This is a genomic window from Congzhengia minquanensis (genome assembly GCF_014384785.1).
In the GTDB taxonomy this organism is placed as follows: Bacteria; Bacillota; Clostridia; order UBA1381; family UBA9506; genus Congzhengia; species Congzhengia minquanensis.
The window spans coordinates 180493-197784 of the sequence record NZ_JACRSU010000003.1 but is presented as its reverse complement, the minus strand read 5'-3'; the positions used below and the strand labels follow the sequence as shown (position 1 = coordinate 197784).

The window sequence follows — 17292 nt, the reverse complement described above, 5'->3', positions numbered from 1 at the left end:
CGGAGGTTTTATATGAATCCAATTTTGCCATTAAGCGAATTTATTCCTGACGTAGAGGCGCACCAATTTTTGGACGGCCGACTGTATTTATACGGCTCTATGGATATCTGCGGCGAAGACAGATGGTGCAGCAAGCAATACAAGGTGTTTTCCACCGATGATATGAAACACTGGACTGACCATGGCATTAGCTTTTCAACAGATCAGCAGGGAATGGGAGTGTTTGCCGGCAGCATTCTCTATGCGCCGGACTGCATAGAAAAGAACGGCAAGTATTATCTTTATTTTTGTACGGCGGTTTTAAACGGAAAGGGATTGGCAAACGGCGAGGGCATGGCTGTCAGTGATAATCCTTGGGGTCGCTTTAAGGAGGTTCGGCCAATTCCCCTTGCCAACGAAGACGCAATTGACCCGGCAATTTTTATTGATGATGACGGTGCGGCATATCTGTATTGGGGGCAGTTTCGGTTACGGGGCGCGCGGTTAAAAGAAAATATGCGCGAAATTGATGAAGCCACATTAAACACCAATATCATCAACGAGGACAGTCATGGGTTCCACGAAGGTTCCTCCATGCGCAAACGCGGCGATACTTATTATTTGGTTTATGCCGACGACAGCAGCGGCGCGCCAACCCGGCTTTCTTATGCCATGGGCAAATCTCCTTTAGGGCCTTTTGAGCAGAAAGGGATCATCATAGACAACATCGGCTGCGACCCTTCTGTATGGAACAACCACGGCAGCATTGCGGAATTTAACGGCCAGTGGTATGTGTTTTACCATCGCCAAACCCATAACAGCAAGTTCAGCCGCAGAGTATGCGTTGAACCAATCACCTTTCAGGAAGACGGCTCCATCAATAGGGTGGAAATGACAACCCAGGGTATTGACGGCCCCTTACAGCCGGAAATGAAAATGGATGCCGGCCGCGCATGCCAGCTCAGTATGAACGCTTTTATTCAGCGGGACGGGAAAGATGAATATATTCAAGCTGTAACAGACGGCGACAGCGCCATATACAAATATTATGCGTTTGACGGAGCCCAAAGCAGCTTTACTGCCATTGTAAGGGGCGCAAAACGAAACAGTCAGATTGAAATTCGGCTGGACCATATTGCCGGCGAACTTTTGGGCGTTTGCCAAATTCCCCCGGCGCAGAATCCAGAACAATGGACAGAGGTTTCCTGTAAAATTAAAAAAGCAAACGGAAAACACGGGCTTTGCTTGGTGTTCAGAGGTTCTGGAAAAGACCTGTTTCAAATTCAGAAATTTTGGTTTTATCAGTGATTTAAAATAATATAGGAGGAATGAAGATGAAAAAAATATACCGCGGTCTTGCCGCCTATCTGTGTGTTATAACAATCATTGGGCTGTCTGGCTGTTTTTATAAAAAAAAGACAGATTCTGAAAGTTTCCGTGCCGCAGCTGAGGCAAAAGGCTATGAAATTCAGGACGTGACAGACCGGTTTGACCCCGAAGTAGGCGTTTCAAAATGTTATTACGTTCGCATTCCGGAGGAAAACTTTGAGCTTGCGTTTTATGCGGTGGAAACACAGAAGCAGGCAAAAGCCATGTGTGACCAGAACAAAAAAAAGTTTGAAAACTTTGCCGGCGGCGCCACGGGTGAAACCACCGGTTCAGGCAATAACGTGAAATATTCCTTAACTGCCGAAGGCCGGTATATGGTTAACTCCTCCATCGGCAACACGTTTATTTATGCCGACGTGCCGGAGGAAAAAGCAGAGGACGTGAAAGCAGTTTTAAATGAATTGGGGTATTAAAAAATGCGGCAGATAATATCTGCCGCATTTTTATTTCATTTTCAAAACATCTTTTACGTTTTTCACTATATTTTCTGCCGTTAGGCCATAAATTTCAAACAGCTCTGCGGGCTTGCCCGACTGCCCGAACACATCTTTCGTTCCCACGCGCTTCATGGGAACGGGGAAGTTTTCACACAAAACTTCGGCAACCGCGCTTCCCAGCCCGCCAATGATGTTGTGTTCCTCTGCCGTGACAATGGCGCCTGTTTCCTTTGCCGCCTTGATGATAATGTTGCTGTCAATGGGTTTGATGGTAGCCATGTTAATCACGCGGGCCGAAATTCCTTCCTTTGTCAGTGCTTCTGCCGCTTCCAGCGCTGTGGGCACCATCAGGCCCGTAGCAATGATAGAAACGTCTGACCCCTTAGCTATCTCCACGCCTTTTCCAATTTCAAAGTTATATGTTTCCCGGTCGAAAATTTCCGGCACTGCCAGGCGCCCGAACCGTAAGTAAACAGGGCCGTTATGCTTGATTGCGGCCTCCACTGCCAAGATAGACTCCGCCTTGTCCGCAGGGTTGATAATTACCATGTTGGGAATGGTGCGCATCAGTCCAATGTCTTCTAAACACTGGTGGGTTGCGCCGTCCTCCCCCACTGAAATGCCTGCGTGGGTCGCGCCGATTTTTACGTTCAGGTTGGGGTAGCAAATGCTGTTTCTTACTTGCTCGAATGCACGTCCTGCCGCAAACATAGCAAAGGAGCTTGCAAAAACGATTTTACCGCATGTGGCTAATCCTGCTGCGGTGGACATCATGTTTGCCTCTGCAATCCCTGTGTTGAAAAAGCGGTCGGGGAACTTCTTTTTAAAGGTATCGGTTTTTGTTGATTTCGACAGATCCGCATCCAATACCACAATATCATATTTTTCACCGAACTCGGCCAAAGCCTGTCCATATGCCTCTCTTGTTGCAACTTTTCCCATGATTACGCCTCCTTTTTCAAACGGTCAAGCTCTTGGTCCAGCTCTTCCATGGCCTGCTGGAACTGTTCGTCATTGGGCGCCGCGCCATGCCATGCGGCGTTGTTCTCCATAAACGAAACTCCCTTGCCCTTAATGCTTTTTAAAATGATTACCGTCGGCTTGCCCTTTGTTGCTTTCGCCTCGTTGATTGCGGAAAGCAAAGCTTCAAAATCGTGAGCGTCGCTTACAATTACATGCCAGCCGAAGGCGGCGAACTTTTCGTCAATCGGCAGAGGAGACATCACTTCTGCTATATCCCCGTCAATTTGCAGTCCGTTAAAATCCACAAAGGCGGTGAGGTTGTCCAGCTTATAGTGCGGCGCATACATGGCCGCTTCCCAAACCTGGCCTTCTTCTAACTCGCCGTCGCCTAAAATCGTATAAACACGGTAGGGCTTGCTGTCAATTTTCCCTGCCAGCGCCATGCCGTTTGCGGCACAAACGCCCTGGCCCAGCGAACCGCTGGACATGTCTATTCCGGGCACGCTTTTCATGTCAGGATGGCCCTGGAGGTAACTTCCGGTTTTACGGAATGTTGCCATGTCCTCCCGCGGGAAGTACCCGCGCTCTGCCAACACACCGTAAAGCGCCGGCGCACAGTGGCCTTTGGAAAGAACAAACCTGTCGCGGTCAGGGTCTTTCGGATTTTCAGGGTTTATGTTCATTACCTCAAAATATAAAATAGTAAGTACATCTGCAATGGAAAGAGACCCGCCCGGGTGCCCCGATGCGGCTGCGTGAACAGCCGTCAGCGCATCTTTCCTAACGTTTGCGGCAATAACCTTTAGTTCTGTAATTCTTTGTTTGTCCAAGAAGTTACAGCTCCTTTCTTAATGTATTGGATATATTTTAAAACCTTCTCCCGTAACCTGGCGCGCTTGGGAATAAACTAAAAAAGCACGCTTGTCATGTCTTTCAACAATCCGTTCAAGCCGAATCAGTTCAAACCGTTTTACAACGCACATCAGCATGGTGCGGTCCTCTTTAATATACATACCGCGGGTATAAATTCCCGTAACGCCCCGCTCCACCTTTTCCATAATCTCTTTGGCAATTTCCTCGCTTTTGTCCGAGATAATATACACAATTTTTGCCACATTGGCGCCGGATATGATGTAGTCTACCAAAAGCGAATTGATAAACAGAGTTAAAATACCTGCCAGCACCAACTCGGTGTTGCGGAACAGATACGCGCCGGAAGAAATGATCACAATGTCGATAATAAAAATCCATTTTCCTACGTCAACTGCAGGAATGGCCTTATGCCCCAAGGAGGCCAAAATGTCTGTTCCGCCGCTGGTGGCGCCTGCTAAAAACACAATGCCAAATCCCATGCCGAGTAATGCGCCGCCAAAAACAGACGCCATAATGAGGTTTTCGGTCAGGCCGGGCAGCAGGGCGGTAACGTCTGTGAACACAGAAAACAGAATTGTGCCGTAAATGGAACGAATTCCAAATCCATGACCCAAAAAAATGGAGCCCAAAATAAACAGCGGAATGTTGATTAACAGCATAAACGTTCCCATGGGAAAGCCGGTTAAGCGGTTTACCAAAATCGCAATACCGGAAGCGCCACCGGAAACAATGGCATGGGGCGCTAAAAATAGATTAATTCCTAAAGACGCTAAAAACACGCCTGCTGTAATTGCGGCATAGATTTTTATGGTGCGAACTGTTTTTTTTAATTTCAAATTCCATTCCTCCGAGCTATTATGCCCGGCTAATTGCGGCAAAAGCAAATTCTAAAACTTCGCTTAACCTTTCCTCCTGTCCTGTAATGAACAGATACCCCACCAGTGCCTCAAGGCCTGTTGCCTGGCGGTAGTCGTTCATGTCGGCATGTTTCGGCACGGTGTGAATATTGGTGTTTCTGCCGCGCTTGTAAATGCCCAGTTCTTCATCAGAAAGGCTACTTTTCAGTTCATGCATTGCTGTGCTTTGTGCTTTTGCCTTTACATAGCCTACGGCAATTTTATGTAGCTCTCCGGCAGGGCGGCTGCCGGCGGACAGGATTTTTGTTCTGATAAATAACTCGTAAACGCTGTCGCCCACAAAGGCTAAGGTGAGGGGCGACAGTTCCCGCACATCTGGCGCGTTCGTTTCTTTTAAAATTGACTCAATATTCATGTTTCCCTCTATTTTTCCAAAATTCTGATTTTCATGCCCTGACGGGTGTCTGCAACTTCAATTCCCAACGAAAGCAGCTCATCACGGATTTCATCAGCCTTTGCCCAGTCTTTTTGAGCGCGGGCTTCTTTGCGCTGCTCAATCAGTTCTTTTGCCCGCTCAGATATAGTATCCTCCTGTTGGCGGTGAAATATTCCCAAAACACCGCCAAGCTCGCGCATAAGGCCAATTGATACGTCATAAAGCTCCTTTGGCCAAGCTTCTTTGTTTGCGCTGTTTAAATATTTTACCAAATCGAATAAGGCGGCAATTGCATCTGCGGTGTTTAAATCGTCGTCCATCGCGGCGCAGAACTTGTCTTTAAACGATAAGATTTCAGTTTTTGCCGTTTCCACTTCAGGCGTTAACGGTCGTTTTTTCGATTTCTCCGTTAAAAATTCCAAATTATAAAGGCAGTTATAAAGACGGTCTAAACCGGATTTCGACTGAGCCAGCAGTTCGTCTGCAAAATTGATGACGCTTCTGTAGTGGGCGCTGAGCATAAAGAACCGGATTACCTCATAGTCATATTTTTTTGCCACGTCGCGGACAGTAAAAAAGTTGCCCTTAGATTTAGACATTTTTTCGTTGTCCACATTGATATAGCCGTTGTGCATCCAATACCGCGCGAAGGGTTTTCCGTTGGCGCACTCGCTTTGGGCGATTTCGTTTTCGTGGTGGGGGAAAATCAGGTCCTGCCCGCCGGAATGAATGTCAATGGTATCGCCTAAGAACTTGTTTACCATGGCAGAGCACTCAATGTGCCAGCCGGGCCTTCCCTCTCCCCAGGGGCTTTCCCACGCTGGCTCCCCTTCTTTTTTTGCTTTCCACAGGGCAAAATCGGTAGGGTTTCGTTTCACGTCGGTTACGTCAATGCGCGCGCCTGCTTCCAAGTCCTCCAACGGCTGTTTGGAGAGTTTGCCGTATTCTGAAAACTTCTTTGTTTCAAAATAAACGTCCCCGTTCGATTCATAGGCATATCCTTTATCTACCAGCGTGTTTACCGTGTTGATTATGGCGTCCATGTTTTCGGTTGCCTTTGGGTGGATTGTTGCTTCTTTAATGCCCAAGCCCTTTGCGTCTTTAAAATATTCTGCGATAAATTTATCCGCCAACTCTTTTACTGTAATCCCCTGCTCGTTGGCATTTTTAATCATTTTGTCGTCAATGTCCGTAAAATTCTGAACAAAGGTAACGTCATATCCGATATACTCCAAATACCGGCGCAGGGTGTCGAAAATGATAAACGGGCGGGCGTTGCCGATATGGAAATAATTATACACCGTTGGCCCGCAGGAATACATTTTCACCTTTCCGGGTGTAATTGGAACGAACTCTTCCTTTTTCCTGGTGAGCGTATTATATATTTTCAATTAAGCTTCCTCCTCATGCGTTGTTTCTTCCTTCAGCTTTTTTTCCAGTTTGTCGAGCCTTGCGCAAAGCTTGCAAAGCTCCATGGAAACGGGGTCCGGAATATGTACCTGATCCAAATCCTCGGGGCAAACCCGCTTGTTTCCAATTTTCACCACCCGGGCCGGAACACCCACGCAGGTGGAGTTTGGCGGAATTTCAGAAAGCACCACGGCGTTTGCCGCAATTTTTGAATTGTCCCCCACGGTGAACGGCCCTAAAACCTTTGCGCCCGAGCCGATTAACACATTGTTTCCAATGGTGGGGTGGCGCTTGCCTACGTCTTTTCCTGTGCCGCCTAGGGTCACGCCCTGATAAATGGTAACGTTATCGCCAATTTCCGTGGTTTCGCCAATGACAACTCCCATGCCGTGGTCAATGAACAGACCCTTGCCGATGGTCGCTCCGGGGTGAATTTCAATTCCCGTCCAGAATCTGCCGCTTTGGGAAAGAAAGCGCGCCAAGCTGAACCGCTTGTGGCGGTAACACCAGTGAGACGCCCTATACCACCAGATGGCATGAAGCCCGGAATACATAAAAAATATTTCAAACGCGTTTCGTGCCGCAGGGTCGCGTTCTTTTATCGTTTGAATGTCTTCCCTCAATCTTTTAAACATAGCTGATACCTCATAAAATTAAATACGCTTGCTAAGAAGCGGAGAATAGATTTTACGGAATTCTTCAAAACGGCCCTCTTCCAGCGCCGTGCGGATATTTTCAGTCAGTTGATTATAAAAATAAAGGTTGTGAATGACAGCCAGCCGCATGCCCAGCATTTCCCCGGCTTTTAAAAGGTGCCGCACATAGGCCCTACTGTGGTTTCTGCAGGTGGGGCAGCTGCAATTGGGGTCAATTGGACTTGTGTCGGTCTGATATTTTAAGTTCATTATATTAATTATGCCGTTTGATGTAAAAAGGTGACCGTGACGGGCGTTTCTGCTGGGCATAACGCAGTCGAAAAAGTCAATGCCCCGTGCCACGCCCTCAATAATATTGGTGGGCGTTCCCACACCCATTAAATAGCGCGGTTTGTTCTCCGGCGCAAAGGGCAGGGTTACGTCTAAAATGTGGTACATCTCCTCCGCCGTTTCTCCCACCGCCAGGCCGCCGATGGCGTAGCCCGGCAAATCGAGCTTGGCAATTTTCTTCATGTTTTCAATCCGAATATCGTCATAAACGCCGCCCTGGTTAATGCCGAACAGCATTTGCTCTTTGTTAATTGCGGTTTTGTTTAAGCGTGCAAGCTCGGTTTTGCAGCGTTCAAGCCACCGTTCTGTCCGCGCAACGCTCTCTTTAAAATATTCTTTCGGAAGCGTTGAGTCCGCACATTCGTCAAAGGCCATGGCAATGGTTGACGCCAGGTTAGACTGAATTCTCATGCTCTCCTCCGGGCCCATAAAAATTTTCTGCCCGTCAATGTGCGACTGGAAAGACACACCCTCTTCTTTAATCTTTCGGATAGAGGCCAGAGAAAACACCTGAAAGCCGCCGCTGTCGGTTAAAATTGGCCGGTCCCAGTTCATAAATTTGTGCAGGCCGCCTAACTCTGCCACTACCCCGTCGCCGGGACGCAGATGCAAATGATAGGTGTTGCACAGTTCCACCTGACATTTCAGATCTTTTAAGTCTACAGACGACACGCCGCCTTTAATTGCCGCCGATGTTCCGACGTTCATAAACACAGGCGTCTGCACAGTGCCATGGGGTGTGTGGAACTCGCCCCTGCGGGCGCGGCCCTCTGTTTTTAATATTTTAAACATAGTATACGCTCCAAAATTAATCCATACTCATAATTATTTATATTATACCACACCCCTCGCCGTGTTTCAATATGTAAAATTCCTAATTTCTGGCTGAAATGGCGCTTTCTTTTGTATTGGGCAGGCATAAAAAAAAGACTGCAAACGCAGTCCTTTCAATTTATTTTTTTCTGTTTACCTCGGGCACGTCTGTTCGGCCCACCAGATAGTCGATGGAACAGTCAAGGTAATCAGCCAATCGTTCAAGGTTTTCCGCTCCCGGTAAACACCGCCCCTTTTTCCAGTCACTTAAGTTCCCCGTCGAAATGCCCGTATCATTGGAAACTATCTTAGCAGTTAATCCTTTTTCAGCAATTCTAATAAATAAATTATTTATATCTGCCATATTATAATCACCTATTTTCTGTTCATTTCAGGCACATCTGTTCTTCCAAGAAGGTAATCTACCGAACAATCAAGGCAATCGGCCAATAATATTAAGCTTTCAGCGCCCGGCTTACTCCTGCCATATTTCCAATCACCGATATTTCCAGTGGATATTCCGGTTGCATCCGAAAGCTTTTTTGAAGTTACATTTAATTCTTCCATTCGTAGAAATAGATTGCTTAGGTTTACCATATTTTATTCACACCTATCCCTTGTTTACGTCGGGTATGTCCGTTCTGCCCACCAGATAATCAATGGAACAGTCTAAGCAGTCGGCAATTTCTTTTAAGTATTTCCAATAAGAATGGTTCCGACCGGCTTTCCATTCTGTAAACAGATTTTTACTCACACCAAGATAATCCGTTAACTCCTTTTGCGTTTTATTCTGCTTTTTCAAAAGCTCCGAAATTCTCTCTATTTCGCACATAACAACCCTTACTTTATGGTTTTAATAAATTTAACAACACGTTCCATTTGTTCATCTGTAAATTTTTCCTTGATAATTTTACCATTCCGACGATACACTACCATATTCTCATCAATTAAAAATTGCTCAACCGTCATTTCTTCTTTCCCGAGAAGATAATCAATGGAAACGTCAAAATATTCTGCCAGCATAGATACAGTTTTCAAATTCGGAATTACACCGTTTTTCCAATGGGTAGATGTAGCAGTTGATAATCCAACGCTTGCACAAACTGCATTTGGAGTCGTATTATTTTTCTTACATAAGTCATAAAACGTATCCCAAAACATATTGCACCTCCTAAATATTTTACAAATTCACATCTGCCCTTTTGTATAATATAACCAATTCTACATATTTGTAGATATAAGTATTGACATCTACATTATTGTAGATTATAATAAAAATACAAACAAAAAAAGACAGCAACTCCCTTGATTCAGTTATGAGTGACATTATAATTATATCATTTCGGGTATTTACTGTCAATTATTTGTTTGTTAATAATCCCCCCGGATAAGGGGACGACCAAACCGTTCCCTTATCCCCCTTTATGCTCCTTGATTGAGTGTATATCGTGTGGTGTGATATTTTAATTAAGGGTGCGGGGCGAAAGCGCGGCGGATTTCTCTACCGCGCTTTTGTTACCCTCGTTTAAAACGTGCCGAAGATTTCCGTCAACAAGTTCTTCAATTCCCGGTTTTCTTCACCATTTAAAATTTTCCATTGGTCCCTCACGCGGACAAGCGTAATGGCAACTTCTGATGAAATTTTATTCTGCGTCTGCAAAAATGTTTTATAAGCGTCTGCCATTACCGTAATGCCAACGTCGCTCTGTTCAATTTCCGTCTTTTGCGAAAGCTCCGGGTGCGCGTCAGCATATTCGTCCATTTTCTGCTGCATAAACTGGTCAACCGCTTCTTTGTTCACATCTGCATGCCGAATTTCGGTGTTGACAACCACCGTGTTCTTGTCCCTTTGTTCCGACTGGCCTATGGAATATTCCACGGTGCCGCTTAACGCTTTAAACATAGACTCCACGGCCTTTTTATATGTATCTGTCTGTTCATGGTCTTTGGCTATCACAGTGGTGTCAATTCCAAAATCTTCGTTTTCCCCCTCGGAAAGACAGGCTTCCATAACGTCTAAATTAAACCCTGAAACTGCGGTTAAATAGGCTTTTGCGGCATTTTCCGCCTCTTTGGTTCCGTCTGAACAGCCGGCAAACAGCAGCGCAACTGCAAGCACCGCGGCCCAAACAAAACCCTTTGACATATTCTTTTTCATTTCGCACAGCGACCCCTTTAATTCGATATTAAATCAATTATAAACAAAATCAAAAAAATTGTCAAATTAATTGTAAAAAAATTACTGAAATTTAACAAAGAATAAATTGACAATTGGAAGCTTTTGTATTATAATTATGGTAAAAGGAGGAATGAAAATGAAAACATTCAACATTTTACTTAGCTCCATCAACGACATCAAGGCGTTTGTTAATATTGTTAACAAATATGAATTCGATGTAGACTTAACATCCGGCAGATATGTTGTTGATGCAAAATCGATTATGGGTATTTTCAGCCTCGATCTTAGCAAACCTATCAAGGTTGACGTTCATTCAGAAGGCGAAGACGCAGACAAATTTATTGAAGAGATCAAGGCTTATATCCAATAAGCGTTACGAAAAGGGGAACCGCAGCCGGTTCCCCCTTAGTTTAATATTGTTTTTTTTGCGTAACTCATCACACAGCCGGAGGGCTGTTTTTTTATTTTAAATATTCTTCCGGGTTGACAAACTCACCGCTTACCGTTACTTCAAAGTGAATGTGGGGGTCGTCCAACAGTTCAGATGCCGCGCTGGTGCCGGCTGTGCCGATCACATCGCCGGCCTTAACCTCCTGCCCCTCGGTCACCTTGTCGGTGCTTTCTAAGTTATACACCGTAGATATTATACCATTTCCGTGGTCAATGGATATGGTGTATCCCGTTAAACCGTCTTTGGCGGCGCTTATCACTTTTCCGTCTGCCGGGGCTTTCACCTCTGTGCCTTTTTCCGCTTTTATGTCAATTCCTGAATGAATTCTCCAGTCGCCAAGTGTTTTCGATTTTACCGGCTTTGTGCCGGAATAAGCCTTAATGATTTCCGCGTCCACCGGTTTTACAAACTTTACGTCCGCCGTCTTACCAAAGAGACCCACAGAAACGCTGGCGTCTTCTTCCGGTACTACGGCAGCCACCTCGTTTGTATCGGGATTTGTAACCTCCTGGCGCGCCGGTGCTGTCACCTCAGCGGGCGCCTGCTTTTGCGGGGTTTCCTTTGGCGGTTCCGGAGCTTTGCTCGCCTCAGCTTCCGGCACGCTAGAAGCGGCAGACAGCGTTGTTCCCTTTTCGGTTTTGTCCGTTTCAGGCGGTTTTACGGCAAAAGAAAGAGCAATTGCACAAATGGCAGCCCCAATAATGGTTGCGGCTATGTATGGCCGCTTTAAAATGGATGTTGCACTTTTACTTTTCACTTTTACATAAGCTTTCTTCATAATTCACCATTCCTTTCACCGCTATTGTTTGTAATTTTTTTCACTTTTATACATAAATTGAACTGAGGTGATGGAATATGCAAATTATCAGCACGGATAAGGAATATACATACGATGTTTTCATGGACGACTTTTTTCGTCTGATGGGGGAATACAACATTTTAGAAAGCGGCACTGCAGGATATTCGGTTTTGGGCAAACGCATTCCGTTTATCCGGTTCGGACGGGGCTGCAGAAAAATTCTCATCACAGGGGCGCACCACGGCAAGGAATGGATCACCGCCATGCTGAACATGGCCCTGATTGAAGCGCTGTGCCGCATGTACGGCGAGGGGAAACGGTTTGGGGAAACGAATATGATTGAGTTTTTTAACACGCGCAGCATTTATTTTATCCCCATGGTAAATCCCGACGGGGTGAACCTATGCATACGCGGCCTGACGGAGGACATTCCAACCTTTACCCAGTCGCGGCTGATTGGAATGAACGCTGGAAGCCGCGAATTTGTTGGGCTTTGGCAGTCGAACATCCGTGGGGTAGATTTAAACCACAACTATGACGCGCTGTTTGAAAAAGGGCGCACCATGGAATTTGCCGCAGGAGTTTACGGCCCGGGAAAAGGGCGCTACTCCGGCGAATATCCGGAAAGCGAGCCGGAAACCCAGGCCGTTGTAGGACTGACGAAAGAAATTAACCCCGACATTGTTATTGCCTATCACTCCCAGGGGGAAGAAATTTATTATAACTTTAACGGCAAATGCGCCCGGGGCGCGGTTAACATTGCCCAAACCCTGGCCCGGGCCACAGGCTATAAGCTCATTGAGGCCGACGGCTTAACCGACTGTTCCGGGTATAAAGACTGGGTGATTGAACACTTCAACATTCCCGCATATACCATTGAGGTAGGTAAGGGGGAAAACCCGCTGCCCCTCTCCCAGTTTGATAAAATTTACAGCGACAACTTAAAGGCGGTTTTATGTCTATAGGAGAAAAAATGCTCTATGGGGAAATTCTCCATAGAGCATAAATAACTGGATTCAAATAGCTGTTTTAGTAACATTTTATTTTAATGGTATTCTGACATGAAATGTATCTGTGCAATTTTCGTCCGCCGCACAGGCGCAAAGAAGTGCCTTTGGTGTTCCGTTCTCAAAATAAAGCTGGGGACGCTCTAACAGCGCAACCTTTTGGATTTGTCCGTCTTCATAGACAAGCTCCCGGGTAAATGCCAGGGGCGTGTCTGACGGCGCCCAATGAATTCCGTCCCGGGACTCAAACAGTGCCACAGAATAGCCGTTGGTTTTTGTAAAATAGCCGTGAAAATCCTTCACCAGGGAATAATAGTTTCCGTCCTCCCGCCAGATAAACGGGTCCTCCACCGACCACGGGTGGTTGGGGTTTTGCATAATAGGCTCTTTTTCTTTGATAAAGGGCCCCTCAGGATGTTCTGCTATGGCTACGCCGCAGATAACCGGGCCGCCCTTGGGAAGCTCCCCCTCCTTAGAAACGCCTTTATAAACTGCCAGAACCCTGCCGTCAGGCATTTGCGTCACGGTTGGGTTTGAAGTCATCAGCGAGTCGAAGCCGTGGCTGCTTACATCAATCACAGGCTCTTCTTTTCGCCGCCACTCCCCCTCCGGGTCAGAGGCTACAGCACAGCCAATCCGCTGGTTGTTGCGGTGGTTCCACCATTCCCCGTTGCCGCGGTTGCCCATATAATATAAATAAATCTTGTCCTCATACTTTAAAACTGTGGGATTGTGTTTGCAGGAGGCGTCCCACCGATCGTCTTCGTCTTTTCCGAATAGTGTTTTTACATGATGAAACTCGCCAAAAATATGATCGGCTTTTGCAAGGCAAATTTCTGAATCTGTTACCCACGCAGCAAATCCCAAATCTTTTTTCCACCGCGAATAAATGAAATAACAATTGCCCCGAAACTGAAACGCCGATCCGCACCAGACATGATATCCTTCTTCTCTGAATTGATAGTTTAATTTTGTAGGCAGCATTCTGTTTTTAAAATTCATTGCACCATCCTCCGCTTTGCTCGTACTCTTTCCTTATTATACGTTCAACGGAAGAAAAAGTCAATGCAATCAGTTATTGATCGCTCCCGGTTTTTGCTTTCTCCGGCGGATTCATCTCGTTTTTTTCGTGCTGGGACCTATCCATCAAATAGTTATAAAATTCAATCAAAGCAATTTTGGCCGTGGGCGAAACCCCAGAAATGTCCAGCTGGCCGTCAGACGACAAGAATTCTGCAATGTCAAGGTCGTGTCCGCGGTTGTCATCAATGGGAAAATAAGTCTTTTTATTTCCTGTTAGGTAAGCTTCACTGACACCGAAATAGTTTGCAATTGTCCGAACCATTTCTTCATCAGGCTTTCTCTTGTGCGATTCATAATTAGCAAGGCAGCTTCTGGAAACATTTAATCTTTTGGCAAGTTTGGCCTGTGTCAAACCTTCCACCGAGCGTAACTCTTTTAACCTTTTTGCAAAAATCTCAAATTCTTTTTCGCTCATAAAGCTTTCCTCGCATTCTGTCATATTTTTAAACCACAGATGTCAAAAAGTTCAAGAAACTTGAACTTTAATTATAGAATAACAGGAATTTCGCATAAAATCAAGACTTTTTTCGCAAATTAGGTAAAATGAAACAAATTTCGCCGCATTGAAACTTTTTGTCACACTTCGATCCGTTAAATGCTGCTTTTCTAAGAATAAATGTGTTTCATTTCCAGTTTTATTTCAATAACAGAGATGTTCTCGCTGTGTGTAACATAATTGCGTAGAAGGGTATTTGTTGCCATATCTAAGGCATTAGCAAGATTTACAAATGTTTCCATTTTCAAATTAACTTTACCAAGTTCGATTTTTAAAATATGTTTTACAAAAATATGCGAAAGTTCTGCCAATTTTTCTTGTGTTAAACCCTTACTCTCGGCAAATTCGTATATTTTCCCCCAATACCCAAAAATCCATTTTTACTGTCATTCCAACTGCAATTACAAATTTTCATAAACATGATTGAAACAATCCACAGAATGATAAAACATAGGCACCTTAGATATTGCTTTCACGAACAAGTAATAAAAACAGCCTCATACCGTAAGTACAAGACTGTTGCGTAAAACATTCAGCATGCAATGTTAAGGATATATAATTTACCGGCACTTACTAATAAAATCTTATATAAAAAGTCAGAGAATTTACTGTGCATTTACCATTTCAATTCGATTTTCTGCAAGCCATGTGGCAATTTCATCTCTGTTATAAGAAGAATAGGTTACAGCCAGTCCTTTTTGAATGGTGCTGTTGGGGGCAAGTTTAGCAACCGCACTGATGGTTTGCCCAAAGCGCCCGCCGCCCATACTGCAAAACGGAATAATTGTTTTGCCACTAAAATCATAGTGCGTTAGAAATGTGCGTATAGGGGCAGGGATGGAAGCCCACCAATTACAATATCCCAATAAAATGGTGTCATACTGATTGATGTCGAGACCGACATCCTCAAGATATGCGTTCAAGTCCGGGACTGCGTTTTCTCTGTATTCTGTCAAAGCCTCTGCATAAAGACTAACGGAATTGCCCGTAGCTGAATATGGTGTCTTCCGTTCCACCCGGAATATATCCGCACCTGTCATTTCGGCAATGATATTGGCAAAACCGTCTGTATTGCCTGTTTGCGAAAAATAGACAATCAGCGTTTTATTCCTGCCGTCGGCATTTGCATGATTTTCGCTCGTTACAGTACCCGTCATATCCACTGCGTTTCGGGCTAAACGAATACCGATACTATAAAGGGGAACATCTGCCGGGTAAGCGCTGCGGTATGCACTGCGAATATGTTTCGGAAAATCATTCCAACCGCCGCCGCGGGCAATTTTATAATTGCCGGCCTGCATACCTGTTGGATTTAGCGATGCTTCCTCACTGTAACTGCCATACCAATCCCACACCCATTCAGCTACATTGCCGTGCATGTTATATAAACCGTTGCCATTGGCCAGATAACTGTCGGTGCTTACGGTATGTTCTAAGTAACCGTTTACCCATTGTCCGCTTGCATTGTTGTTATAACCATAAGCATTATAACAGTTTGCGTCCTCGTCATTTACATAGCTGCCAAAAGAAAACGGCGTATCCGTGTTTGCCCTTGCCGCATATTCCCATTCGGCTTCTGTAGGCAAACGGTAGCCGTTGGCGCTTTTGTCCCATGTAACAGTCGTACCAGAAATGGTGTAACACGGGGAAAGCCCCTCGACTTCGCTTTTTGTATTACAGAATCGAATTGCATCATACCAAGTTACGTTTTCAACAGGATTTCCCGCACCTTGAAACTCACTGGGATTGCTCCCTGTGACTGCCTGATAATCCTGCTGCGTCAGTTCTGTTTTTGCAAGATAGAAACTGTCAACCGACACCTCGTGCAGTCGTTCGTCAGCATCACGCTCCGGCTCGTTTTCAGGGCTTCCCATTTGAAAAGTACCGCCGTTTATTAAAACAAAATCATCCGTTGCTTCTATATTGACATCTGTATTGCCTGTTTTGGTAATCGTAATCATTTGCTCTGTTTCATTCCAATCTACCGAAAATTTAAAACTCTCTGCAATAAAGCGAATCGGGAGCATCGTGCGGTCATTTAACACTGTCGGCGCAACGTCAAGCGTTTGTGCTGTGTCATTCAAATATGCAGTGGTACTGTCTATTACAAGACGGATTTCATTTGCGCCAAGGGACAAGGTAACTTCTTGGCTTGCGCCGTCCCAAAGGACAGTACCGCCCATTTCTTCCACAATCGCACGGACAGGGAGCAACGTTCTATTGTTTTGCAAAATAGGCGCTGTGCCCCTTCCGAAATCAATTTCTTTTTCCACTCCGTTTACCAACATCTGCGGATTGTCAATTTGCAATAAAATGGATAAGTCCTGCGTTTCATCTGCTGCAAAAACAGCAAAGCATGAAAAACACAGAATAAGGCTTAACGTCATACATAATATTCTTTTCATAAACGATACTCCTTTCATTTTTTCCTTATCGCGATTGTGTTCTGCTGCGATATTTTATATAGGCGTATGCAAAGTTTTGACAGAACGTGCGCAATGAAACTGCACAGTCCCATGAGTGCCAAATAGTCTATGTAAAATAGCAGCTTTGATTCAGCATAATCCATAAATACAAATTCACTTTTTAATAAAAGATAGGACAGGAGGTTCCGCTTTACAAAAACAAACGCACCATATCCTGCTGTAATCAGCCCTGCAGCAAAGCATACAACATTTGCTTTTTTCGAGGTAAGGTGCAGCGCTTTTCGGAAAAGACCAAAAAGCATACCCCAATGAAATCCAATGTGCAGACTCATCAGTAAAAATCCCCAGTAAGAGCCTATAATGTGTAACCGTCTTGCCATAGCAAGCCCACCGCCTACTGGTAAAAAAGCAAATACGGTTTTTGATATGACAAGCCCGCTATACATCAATATCAGCATATCGGCAAACAACAAAACATCTATGATGAATCCAACGATACGCAATGGCGTATTGTTGCCTTTCCCTATATTTTTGTACCAATTGCAGTTCAGCATATGATGGAGGATAAACAGAAAAAACAGTCCGGCACCCATCCATTCATGCACTGTGCCGCCCCAAAACTGATAACCCATTAACAAAAGCAGCAAAACAGTCATGCTCACATCTAACCCTATTTTTACAGCCGCTTTCTTCTTCACAACACAAACC

Annotated in this window: 22 protein-coding genes; 4 read left to right on the top strand and 18 right to left on the bottom strand. The window is 45.0% G+C overall.

Annotation, left to right across the window (positions count from 1 at the left end):
• Positions 1-12 precede the first annotated feature (12 nt).
• Together H8698_RS08760 and H8698_RS08755 are read left to right on the top strand one after the other, a co-directional pair.
• Positions 13-1287, top strand: coding sequence for a family 43 glycosylhydrolase (locus H8698_RS08760; RefSeq protein ID WP_249312849.1), 1275 nt, complete (start codon positions 13-15; stop codon positions 1285-1287).
• A gap of 26 nt (positions 1288-1313) precedes the next feature.
• On the top strand, positions 1314-1781 hold the full coding sequence (locus tag H8698_RS08755) for a hypothetical protein (RefSeq protein WP_249312847.1): 468 nt from the start codon (positions 1314-1316) through the stop codon (positions 1779-1781).
• A gap of 30 nt (positions 1782-1811) precedes the next feature.
• Here H8698_RS08755 and H8698_RS08750 read toward each other — a convergent pair whose 3' ends face one another.
• From H8698_RS08750 to H8698_RS08695, 12 genes are all read right to left on the bottom strand, one after another.
• On the bottom strand, positions 1812-2747 hold the full coding sequence (locus H8698_RS08750; protein ID WP_249312845.1) for a transketolase family protein: 936 nt from the start codon (positions 2745-2747) through the stop codon (positions 1812-1814).
• 2 nt (positions 2748-2749) lie between these two features.
• Entirely contained in the window at positions 2750-3598 is an 849-nt protein-coding gene (locus H8698_RS08745) for a transketolase (protein ID WP_249312843.1), read from the bottom strand.
• Positions 3599-3616: 18 nt separating this feature from the next.
• Positions 3617-4477, bottom strand: coding sequence for a YitT family protein (locus H8698_RS08740; protein WP_249312841.1), 861 nt, complete (start codon positions 4475-4477; stop codon positions 3617-3619).
• 19 nt (positions 4478-4496) lie between these two features.
• Positions 4497-4913 carry a Mini-ribonuclease 3 gene (locus H8698_RS08735; RefSeq protein ID WP_249312840.1) on the bottom strand — a complete coding sequence of 139 codons (417 nt, stop codon included), beginning with the start codon at positions 4911-4913 and terminating at the stop codon, positions 4497-4499.
• Between the two features lie 8 nt (positions 4914-4921).
• Entirely contained in the window at positions 4922-6325 is a 1404-nt protein-coding gene (gene cysS, locus H8698_RS08730; protein WP_249312839.1) for a cysteine--tRNA ligase, read from the bottom strand.
• The gene (gene epsC, locus H8698_RS08725; protein WP_249312838.1) at positions 6326-6979 is read right to left on the bottom strand and encodes a serine O-acetyltransferase EpsC; all 654 of its coding nucleotides are present in this window, start codon (positions 6977-6979) and stop codon (positions 6326-6328) included.
• A gap of 18 nt (positions 6980-6997) precedes the next feature.
• On the bottom strand, positions 6998-8122 hold the full coding sequence (gene tgt / locus H8698_RS08720) for a tRNA guanosine(34) transglycosylase Tgt (RefSeq protein ID WP_249312837.1): 1125 nt from the start codon (positions 8120-8122) through the stop codon (positions 6998-7000).
• A gap of 160 nt (positions 8123-8282) precedes the next feature.
• The gene (locus H8698_RS08715) at positions 8283-8507 is read right to left on the bottom strand and encodes a helix-turn-helix domain-containing protein (RefSeq protein WP_177680109.1); all 225 of its coding nucleotides are present in this window, start codon (positions 8505-8507) and stop codon (positions 8283-8285) included.
• A gap of 11 nt (positions 8508-8518) precedes the next feature.
• Positions 8519-8740, bottom strand: coding sequence for a helix-turn-helix domain-containing protein (locus tag H8698_RS08710; RefSeq protein WP_177680110.1), 222 nt, complete (start codon positions 8738-8740; stop codon positions 8519-8521).
• A 13-nt stretch (positions 8741-8753) separates the two neighbouring features.
• Positions 8754-8975 (bottom strand): helix-turn-helix domain-containing protein, encoded by a 222-nt coding sequence (locus H8698_RS08705; protein ID WP_177680111.1) that lies wholly within the window; start codon positions 8973-8975, stop codon positions 8754-8756.
• A gap of 8 nt (positions 8976-8983) precedes the next feature.
• Complete coding sequence (locus H8698_RS08700; RefSeq protein ID WP_177680112.1) at positions 8984-9304, bottom strand: helix-turn-helix domain-containing protein; 321 nt, start codon at positions 9302-9304, stop codon at positions 8984-8986.
• A gap of 364 nt (positions 9305-9668) precedes the next feature.
• Positions 9669-10301, bottom strand: coding sequence for a hypothetical protein (locus H8698_RS08695; RefSeq protein ID WP_249312836.1), 633 nt, complete (start codon positions 10299-10301; stop codon positions 9669-9671).
• A 157-nt stretch (positions 10302-10458) separates the two neighbouring features.
• Here H8698_RS08695 and H8698_RS08690 point away from each other — a divergent pair, with 157 nt between their 5' ends.
• Positions 10459-10692, top strand: coding sequence for an HPr family phosphocarrier protein (locus tag H8698_RS08690; protein WP_177680114.1), 234 nt, complete (start codon positions 10459-10461; stop codon positions 10690-10692).
• A gap of 91 nt (positions 10693-10783) precedes the next feature.
• Here the strand turns inward: H8698_RS08690 and H8698_RS08685 are convergent, their stop codons facing one another.
• Positions 10784-11551, bottom strand: a complete 768-nt coding sequence (locus H8698_RS08685) for a M23 family metallopeptidase (protein ID WP_249312835.1) — start codon at positions 11549-11551, stop codon at positions 10784-10786.
• Between the two features lie 77 nt (positions 11552-11628).
• Between H8698_RS08685 and H8698_RS08680 the strand changes: the two genes are divergently transcribed.
• The gene (locus tag H8698_RS08680; protein ID WP_249312834.1) at positions 11629-12537 is read left to right on the top strand and encodes a M14 family metallopeptidase; all 909 of its coding nucleotides are present in this window, start codon (positions 11629-11631) and stop codon (positions 12535-12537) included.
• Positions 12538-12612: 75 nt separating this feature from the next.
• Here H8698_RS08680 and H8698_RS08675 read toward each other — a convergent pair whose 3' ends face one another.
• From H8698_RS08675 to H8698_RS08660, 5 genes are all read right to left on the bottom strand, one after another.
• Positions 12613-13581, bottom strand: a complete 969-nt coding sequence (locus H8698_RS08675) for a glycoside hydrolase family protein (RefSeq protein WP_249312833.1) — start codon at positions 13579-13581, stop codon at positions 12613-12615.
• 73 nt (positions 13582-13654) lie between these two features.
• A complete protein-coding gene (locus H8698_RS08670; protein WP_249312832.1) occupies positions 13655-14077 on the bottom strand; it encodes a helix-turn-helix domain-containing protein in 423 nt (140 codons plus the stop codon).
• Positions 14078-14268: 191 nt separating this feature from the next.
• Entirely contained in the window at positions 14269-14511 is a 243-nt protein-coding gene (locus tag H8698_RS13515) for a helix-turn-helix domain-containing protein (protein WP_430393576.1), read from the bottom strand.
• 252 nt (positions 14512-14763) lie between these two features.
• Positions 14764-16563 (bottom strand): flavodoxin, encoded by a 1800-nt coding sequence (locus H8698_RS08665; RefSeq protein ID WP_249312831.1) that lies wholly within the window; start codon positions 16561-16563, stop codon positions 14764-14766.
• A gap of 14 nt (positions 16564-16577) precedes the next feature.
• Entirely contained in the window at positions 16578-17282 is a 705-nt protein-coding gene (locus H8698_RS08660; RefSeq protein ID WP_249312830.1) for a DUF4405 domain-containing protein, read from the bottom strand.
• Between the last annotated feature and the right edge of the window lie 10 nt (positions 17283-17292).